The sequence below is a fragment of the Roseateles sp. P5_E11 genome (genome assembly GCF_054049355.1).
The window spans coordinates 1-7,718 of the sequence record NZ_JBFUMO010000264.1 but is presented as its reverse complement, the minus strand read 5'-3'; the positions used below and the strand labels follow the sequence as shown (position 1 = coordinate 7,718).

Below are 7,718 nucleotides of genomic sequence, written 5' to 3'. Positions count from 1 at the left end.
GGCTTGGTCGACCCGTTCAGCAAGGTCGACAACTGGACGGTGCAGAACTTCGTCAACGCCGGCGGCGGCCGCCTGCGTGGCATCGAGCTGCAGGCCAACCATGCCTTCGAGAACGGCTTCGGCGTCGTGTCGAACTACACCTTCACCGAAGGCACGGCGCCCAAGGAGAGCTTCGCCGACCAGCTCGGCCTGTTCACCCAGTCGTCCAAGCACAACGTGAACCTGGTGGGCTACTACGAGACGCCCGACTACTTCGGCCGCCTCGCCTACAACTGGCGCTCCAAGTACATCATTCGCGAGAACGCCTACTGGTACGGCAACCGCATGCACGCCAACTTCGGCACGCTGGATGCGAGCTTCGGCTGGAACATCAACAAGTGGCTCAAGCTGAGCTTCGACGCGGTGAACTTGACCAAGCAGGACGACGTCCAGTACGGCGCCATGTCCACCAGCCTGCCGGCCGACGGCCTGCACAAGGACCCGCTGAAGGCCGGCTACCCAGCCTGGTCCTTCAAGGGCGAGACGACCTACAAGATCGGCCTGACGGCGAAGTTCTGATCGACGCCCCCGGCCATGCAAAAGCCCGGCGAATGCCGGGCTTTCTTTGTTGCGTGAAACGCAGACCGCAGCCTAGAAGTCGTAGAAGGAATTCGCCGTCAGCCGCCCTGTGCGCGGATCGCTGCTCAGGCTGAGCTGCGGGTTCACGACGGCCGAGTGAAGCAGGCTGCCGCGGTAGATGACCAGGCGGTTGAAGCGGGCAGGCATCATGCCCAGGAACTCGAAGTGCTCGTCGGAGTCGTCGAAGTAGCGCTGCGCGGGCGGGCGGGCGTTGAGCTCGGCGTAGTAGGTGTCGAGGAAGGCCTCGCGGTTGTCCGCCGTGACCTGCTGCAGGCCGGTGGCCTTGTGGCGGTAGAAGGCGGTGCCGCCGTGCGCGCCGTCGCAGAGGTAGAGCAGCACGGCCATATGGTGGGGCGTGCTGGCGTCGAAGTGGGGTGTGCGCTGCAGCGGGCCGAGTTCGTCGGGCCGCATCGTCGTCAGCGAGAAGGCGCATTCGCTCTTGCGCAGCTTAAGGGCCTCGGGCACGCCAAAGTTGAGGCGGATCAGCGGCTCCATCAGCACGGTCAGGTGGGCCGAATAGTCGGCTGGCACCGGTGCGCGAATGCCCGGGTAGCCCTTGCGATCGGTCACGCCCGGGTATGGCGCGAAGTTGGCCTGGCTGGCCGCCTCGACCATCGCCAGTGGGTTCTCAAGGAAGTTGTCGATGAAGACGACTTGATGCTCGCCGATCTGCACGGACTGGATGTCCGGCGGCATGCGGATGGCGAAGGCGTCGCTCATGCTCGCGTGTCCGGTTCTCAAACCTTCCAGTACCAGCCGCGCTTGTCCAGGGCCCACACGATCACGGCCCAAACCGCGACGAAAGCGAGCGCGAACGACAGCGACTGGCCATAAGGCCCGATCAGCGGATTCAACGGCCCGAACACGGTGCGGTACAGCGGCTCCATCCAGCCGGTGGCCGCCAACAACACGGTGCACATCCAGGCCCCGGCATAGGCGCCGATGGCGTTCAGGCCAAAGGCGCGGCCTAAAGCGCGACGGCCGAGGCGATCGATCCACTGATGCGCTGCGGCCAACGCTACCGCCGCCAGGCCGCCGGTCCACAGCACGAAGGACGGCGTCCACAGCTGCTTGTTCCAGGGCAGCCAGCCCGACCACCACCAACCCACGAGCGCCGCCGCAACACCCGTCAACAGCAGGCCTCGTGTCTGATCGCGGCGCAGCAGGCCGCCGCAAAGCAGGCCGAAGATCGTCGTCGCCAGCGCGCCCAGCGTGGACAGCAAGCCCTCGGGGTCGAAGGCGATGCCGGTTGCCGCATCCCACTCGTAAGCCCACCGGCCCAGCACCAAGGTGTCGATCCGCTGGTTCAGGCTGCCGAGCTTGTCCAGCGTCGGGCTGCCGAACAGCAGCAGCGCGCCGTAGCCGATCAGCAAGGCCAGCAGCAAGCTCCACTGCCCGCGTGCACGCAGGTGGAGGGCCGCCACGCCCGCGAATGCAAAGCAAAGGCCTATCCGCTGCAGCACACCCAGCACACGGAACTCGGGCTTGTGCATCAACCACCAGGCCAGCAGATGCAACACCAGGCCCAGGCCGACGATGCGCAGGCCGCGCTGGATGACGGCGGCTCGCAGTGGCCCCGGCGCGGCGCCGGCATCCACGCGCGGCCCGAGAGCAAGCGCGGCGGACACGCCGACGATGAAGAGGAAGAACGGGAAGATCAGATCGGTGGGCGTGCAGCCATGCCAGGCCGCATGCTCCAGCGGCCAGTAGACCGCGCCCCAGTCGCCCGGGTTGTTGACCAGCAGCATGGCCGCCACGGCCAGGCCGCGCAGCGCGTCCACCGACGCGATGCGTCGTGAGGACATCGCACTCACGGCTGCATGGCGCTCAGGATTTCGCCGTTGTCCTGGCTCAGTTCCCAGGCGAACACGCCAGCCAGGCCCTGCTTCTTCGCGAACGCGACCTTGGCGCGCACGGCGCGCGGGTCGTCGTAGCCGACGAACCGGCCGCCACCCACCATCGCCCAGGACTGGGTGCGCTTGTCGAAGTGGGCCTTCATGCCCGTCAACGAATCGATGTCCTTGAAAGGCACCGAGCCGTCCTCGTTGGGCCAGGGCTTGGCATAGCGGCCGTCGGCCTTCACGCCGTCGAAGCCGCGGCCGTACATCGCGACGCCGGCGACGAGCTTGGCCGCCGGCACGCCTTCGCGTTTCAGATTGGCAACCGACGCCTCCAGGCTGGTGTCGTCGCTGGGCTTGGCGCTGCGCAGCGCGGTGTGGTTGACGGCCTTCTTGGTCCAGGGACCGGCGAAGTCGTAGGTCATCATGAAGACCAGGTCCAGCGACGGCGCCGCGCGGCCCATCGCCATGCGAGCCAACTGCTCCTTGGTCGTGGCAATCGCGGTGGTCAGCGCGTAGCGCTTGCCGACATCGCGACCCAGGGCATCCAGCCCCACGCGCAAATCCTGCATCAGCAGCACGTAGTTCTCGGCATCGGCCGGGCTGCCCAGTGGCACGCCGTTGACCGAGCCGTTGGAACCGGGATGCTCCCAGTCGATGTCCAGGCCGTCGAAGCCCGGGTGGGCACGCAGCCAGTCCACCGAGGACTTGAYGAAAGCCGCGCGGCCCTGGGCTGTCGCGGCCAGGTGGAAGAAGGGATCGGAGCCGCCCCAGCCTCCCACCGATGCCAGCACCTGCACCTTGGGGTCGCGGACCTTCAGGCGCTGGAAGGCGGCGGAGAAGATGTCCTGGTCGGCATGCGGTGCGATGCTGAAATTGGGCTTGCCGGCACAGGCTGTGGCCTCCTTGGCGCGCTCTCCTTCGCCACAAATCAGCAGGAAGGCATAGAGCAGGTGCGTGACGCGGCCGGGCTGCAGTTGCTCGACGACGTCGACGCCGCGTTCGGCCAGGATGTAGGTGCCGACGACGGGCTTCGTTTGCGCCTGCGCAAGGGAGGCAGCCAGCGCCAGGGCGGCGATCAGGGTCTTCTTCATAGATTGCATTCGCTCGTCAGGCCGGCATCCGGCACGGTATCGCGGCGGGTCACGCCCTCTTTGCGCAATTGCGCGGCACGGGTCTGCATCGCGGTGGAGCTCAGCGTCTTGCCGGCCTCGTGCAGCACCCAGTCGACCTCAAATTCGTAGTCGCGCGGCGCACCCGCCGTCGCACCGTCGGAAATCCAATGATTGAAGCTGATCGCCATCGGCTTGGCGGGCACATTGCGGCCGGTGTGCTCGCCCATCAATCTGCCGTTGACGTAGTGGCGTGTGCGTGTGGCCTCGACCTGCACGGTCAGCACTTGCCAGCCGTCGAAGGAGCCCTGCACGATGGCGGCCTGGTTGAAGGACTCCCAGGGGTCGATGCGCACCGTGTGCCAGCTGACGCCGTAGAGCCGCGTCTCCGGCTCGCCCCAGCCGCCATGCGGCAGGTATTCGAAGTCGACCTCGCTGAAGTCGGGGTCGTAGTCGTGCTTGAGCGGCCCGGCCAGGAAGAAGCTCTGGACGATGGGGTCGCGTGAGCCCGCCGTGTCGCGAAAGCGCACACGCGCCGTCGTCGTGCCAACCAGGAACTTGCGAGCCGCGCAGAGCTGGGCCAGCGAGGTGTTGGCCGGCGTGCCGTCCGTTGACATCTTCAGCTTGAGCAGTCCGCCGTCCAGCGAGAGCTGCGTGGCGGCGAAGCGTGCACCCGGCAGGCCCGGGTGGCCGGTGCCCTCGCGCAGCACCCAGCCGCTCTGGCGGAGCGCGGCCAGGCTCGTCTGCGAGAAGTCGTCGAAGAACTCGCCAGCGGCGAATGCAGGAGCCGCGGCAACCAGCAACAGCGCCGCGGCCTTCATGCCGGCACGGCCTCGGCCGGCGCGGCCTTGCGCGGCATCGGCACCCACAGCAGCAGCAGCAATGCCGGCAGGCCACAGCCAATCGTCCAGGCGAAGAACTGCTGGTAGCCCATCGCGATCTGGATGTCGCCGCTGATGGACTTGGCGAAGATGAAGCCCAGCTGCATGACGCCMGAACCGAGCGCATAGTGGGCCGTCTGGAAGCGGCCCGGGGCCACGGCCTGCATGATGTACAGGATCATGCCGACGAAGCCGAAGCCATAGCCGAACATCTCCACGCCCACGGCGGCGGCGATGTGCGGCATATCGGCCGGCAGCTGGCTGGCGAGGTAATAGAAGGTGATGTTGGGCACACTCATGGCCACCAGCAGCAGCGGCATCGCGCGCTGCAGGCTGAGCTTGCTGGTGACCCAGCCACCCAGCACGGACCCGACGAGGAACGCACCCGTGCCCACCCAGCCGTAGACGTCGGCCACCTGGCCGGTCGTCAGGCCGAGCCCCCCCTTGTCGCGCGCTTCCAGCAGGAAGAGCGGGCCAATGGTCTGCACCTGGCCTTCGGCGAAGCGGAACATGACGATGAAGAGCACGGCGCGCCAGATGCCCGGCTTCTGGAAGAAGTCGACGACAACCTCCTTCAGCATTGCGGCCACACCCGAGGCCGTCAGTTCGCTGTGCTCGGTGCTCAGCGTGCCGGGCAGGAAGCGGGCGTTGTAGGTGGCCAGCACGGCCACCAGGCCGGCCAGCGCCAGGAAGACGGTGGACCAGGCGTTGGCTGCACCCATCGTGCCTTCCAGATGGCCCGCCAGCTTCAGGATGACGCCGGTGATGAAGAAGCGCGCGCCGTTGAAGAAGGCGCCCTGCCAGCCGGCATAGGCGGCCTGGCGCTTCTCGTCGAGCGAGGCCATGTAGAGGCCGTCGCAGGCGATGTCATGCGTGGCCGACGCATAGGCGATCAGGAAAAGCACGACGATGGCCGCGCCGAACCAGTGCGGCAGGTGCAGCGCCAGCGCCATCAGCCCCAGGCCCACGGCGCCGACGTACTGCGCCACGACGACGATCAGCTTCTTGCTGCGCGCGAGTTCCAGGAACGGGCTCCACAGCGGCTTGATGGCCCACGCCAGGCCGAGCACGGCCGTCCAGCGGGCGATCTGGTCGTTCTCGACCCCCAGGTTCTTGAACATCAGGCCCGCGATGAGCATGACGACGAAGAACTGCATGCCCTGCACGAAGTACAGGGTGGGCACCCACCTCATTGGAGTCCGAGCCTGTTCCATCACTGCAGTCCCTGCGGCGCGCGGCCGGTGGCTAGGGCTCGGCCTTCCAGCCAGGCCTTGAGGCCGGCCAGCGCGCCAGGCGCAAAGCCCCAGCTCAGCACGGTCGGGCCGGCGACATCCAGGCTCTGGTAGGGATTCCACAGCGACAGGTGCAGGTCGGGCCGCCACTCGCTCGCGGCCAAGCCGTAGCGGGCGCGGCGCGTAGAGACCAGCACATTGACACGCCCGTCCTTGGGCACGGTGCGCCAGTCGAGCTGGGCGATGTCGTCGACCATCTGGACCTGGGCGTCGCTGAAGGACTCGAACAGGGCCACGGCTTGTCGGCCAGTGGGGCCGGCCTCGGAGACCATGTCGGTCGGCACATCGCCCTGCACGATGACGCGGATGGGTGCATCCAAAGCCGGCGGCCTGGCACCGCGCAGTGCGGTCAGGCCCGCGGCCCAGGCTTCGGCCATCAACGCATGGTCGGCGGCGCGGGCAGCGCTGTCGTCCACGGCACGGGCCGGGTAGGCGGCGGCGAGGCGGTCGAGGCGGCGATTGGCCGTCTCGCCCTGCTCGGGCGTCAATCGGCCGCTGTTGAAGGCATCGCGTAGCGCATGGATCGCCACGAGCTGCTCGGGCGGCGAGCCCTGGGCCAGCACCATGTCGGCGCCGGCCTCGATGGCCATGACGGCGGACCTCGCATAGCCGAAGCGCTCGGCCACGGCCTTCATCATCAGCGCATCGGTGATGACGACGCCGTCATAGCCCCAGTCCTGGCGCAGGATGCCGCCAATCAGTTGCGGCGACAGCGTGGCCGGGCGGTCAGGGTCGATCTGCGGGTAGACGATGTGGGCCGTCATCATGGCCGGCGCCTGCGAGGCCAGTGCCTTGAAGGGCGCCAGCTCCAGTGCGTTCAGCTCGGCACGCGTCTTGTCGACGGTGGGCAGGGCGTGGTGCGAGTCCACATGCGTGTCGCCATGGCCGGGGAAGTGCTTCACGCAGCAGGCCACGCCTTCGCGCAGCGAGCCACGCATCCACGCAGCCGCGAGACGGCTGACCTCGACCGGGTCGTTGGAAAAGCTGCGCTCGCCAATGACCGGGTTGGCCGGGTTGTTGTTGACGTCGAGCACCGGCGCGAAATTCCAGTTGATGCCCAGCGACTTCAGCCCGCGCGCCACCGCCGCGCCCACGGCCTCGGCCCGGTCGGCGTCACCGCTCGCGCCCAGCGCCATGGCGGACGGCGGCTGCGGCAGGAAGGTCACGCGGACGACCGCGCCGCCTTCCTGGTCGATACCGATCAGCGCCTCGGGTCCCAGCACGTCGATGAGATCGCGCATCAGCGCCTTGACCTCGCCCTCCGTGCCGATGTTCTTGCGGAACAGGCAGACCGAGCGGATCTTCTGCTCGCGCAGGAAGGCGGCCGTGTCCGCATCGAGCGAAGGGCCGGGGATGTCGACCATCACGAGACGGCCGGGATCAAAGTTGCTCATGATCAATGCGTCTTGGTGACTTTGGCCAGGTTGGGCGGGACGTCAGGGTTGAAGCCACGAGCTCGCGCCAGCGCCTCGACCATGGGATAGAAGCTCTGCACGAGGGCGATGGGATCGAGGTCCTCGTTGCCCGTCGTGACCAGCGGCAGCTCGGCGCCGGGCGTACCGATGGGGGCGGCCAGCAGCACGCGGCCACCACGGCTGCGCATTTCCTCGGCGATGGCCAGCAGGCCGGCCTGGGCCGGGCCGCGCGGCGCGAAGATCAGCAGTGGATAGCCGTCGCGCACCAGGGCCATGGGGCCGTGCTTGACCTCGGCGCCCGAGAAAGCCTCGGCCTGGATACCGCAGGTTTCCTTGAGCTTGAGCGCCGCTTCCATCGCGACGGCCAGGCCCGTGCCACGGCCGAGCACAAAGAGGCGGTCCTCGTTCTGCAGCACCGGCAGCGCGGCGCTCCAATCCAGCTTGGCGGCCCGCTCCAACGCGATGGGCAGCACGTTCAGCGCGGCGCGCAGGGCGTCGTCCTGCTGCCAGGCAGCGACGACGCGGGCGCCGGCCACCAGCTGGGCGATATAGCTCTTCGTAG

The 7,718-nt window shown here is 67.8% G+C and carries 8 protein-coding genes; 1 reads left to right on the top strand and 7 read right to left on the bottom strand.

Translation table 11 applies throughout. From position 1 onward, the window contains the following. Positions 1-558 (top strand): TonB-dependent receptor domain-containing protein (locus tag ACXJKR_RS18530; RefSeq protein WP_457324060.1); only part of this gene is annotated, 558 nt, incomplete at its 5' end. A gap of 72 nt (positions 559-630) precedes the next feature. Here ACXJKR_RS18530 and ACXJKR_RS18525 read toward each other — a convergent pair. The 7 genes from ACXJKR_RS18525 to ACXJKR_RS18495 form a co-directional block, all read right to left on the bottom strand. After that, the gene (locus ACXJKR_RS18525) at positions 631-1,338 is read right to left on the bottom strand and encodes a DUF6445 family protein (RefSeq protein WP_457324059.1); all 708 of its coding nucleotides are present in this window, start codon (positions 1,336-1,338) and stop codon (positions 631-633) included. Between the two features lie 17 nt (positions 1,339-1,355). Then, a complete protein-coding gene (locus ACXJKR_RS18520) occupies positions 1,356-2,423 on the bottom strand; it encodes an acyltransferase family protein (RefSeq protein WP_457324058.1) in 1,068 nt (355 codons plus the stop codon). A 5-nt stretch (positions 2,424-2,428) separates the two neighbouring features. Then, positions 2,429-3,550 carry a glycoside hydrolase family 18 protein gene (locus ACXJKR_RS18515; RefSeq protein WP_457324057.1) on the bottom strand — a complete coding sequence of 374 codons (1,122 nt, stop codon included), beginning with the start codon at positions 3,548-3,550 and terminating at the stop codon, positions 2,429-2,431. Further along, a complete protein-coding gene (locus tag ACXJKR_RS18510) occupies positions 3,547-4,389 on the bottom strand; it encodes a glycoside hydrolase family 16 protein (protein ID WP_457324056.1) in 843 nt (280 codons plus the stop codon). The genes ACXJKR_RS18515 and ACXJKR_RS18510 overlap by 4 nt, the downstream gene beginning before the upstream one ends. Next, positions 4,386-5,642 carry an MFS transporter gene (locus ACXJKR_RS18505; protein ID WP_235531895.1) on the bottom strand — a complete coding sequence of 419 codons (1,257 nt, stop codon included), beginning with the start codon at positions 5,640-5,642 and terminating at the stop codon, positions 4,386-4,388. Before ACXJKR_RS18505 ends, ACXJKR_RS18510 begins: the two co-directional genes overlap by 4 nt. A gap of 20 nt (positions 5,643-5,662) precedes the next feature. Beyond that, on the bottom strand, positions 5,663-7,135 hold the full coding sequence (gene nagZ / locus ACXJKR_RS18500; RefSeq protein ID WP_457324055.1) for a beta-N-acetylhexosaminidase: 1,473 nt from the start codon (positions 7,133-7,135) through the stop codon (positions 5,663-5,665). A gap of 2 nt (positions 7,136-7,137) precedes the next feature. Further along, the coding region (locus tag ACXJKR_RS18495; RefSeq protein ID WP_457324054.1) for an SIS domain-containing protein at positions 7,138-7,718 on the bottom strand (581 nt) is incomplete at its 5' end.

Coding starts and splice junctions, on each gene's coding strand:
- ACXJKR_RS18525 (WP_457324059.1), bottom strand. CDS start 1,338: ATGAGCGACGCCTTCGCCATCCGCATGCCGCCGGACATCCAGTCCGTG.
- ACXJKR_RS18520 (WP_457324058.1), bottom strand. CDS start 2,423: ATGTCCTCACGACGCATCGCGTCGGTGGACGCGCTGCGCGGCCTGGCC.
- ACXJKR_RS18510 (WP_457324056.1), bottom strand. CDS start 4,389: ATGAAGGCCGCGGCGCTGTTGCTGGTTGCCGCGGCTCCTGCATTCGCC.
- nagZ (WP_457324055.1), bottom strand. CDS start 7,135: ATGAGCAACTTTGATCCCGGCCGTCTCGTGATGGTCGACATCCCCGGC.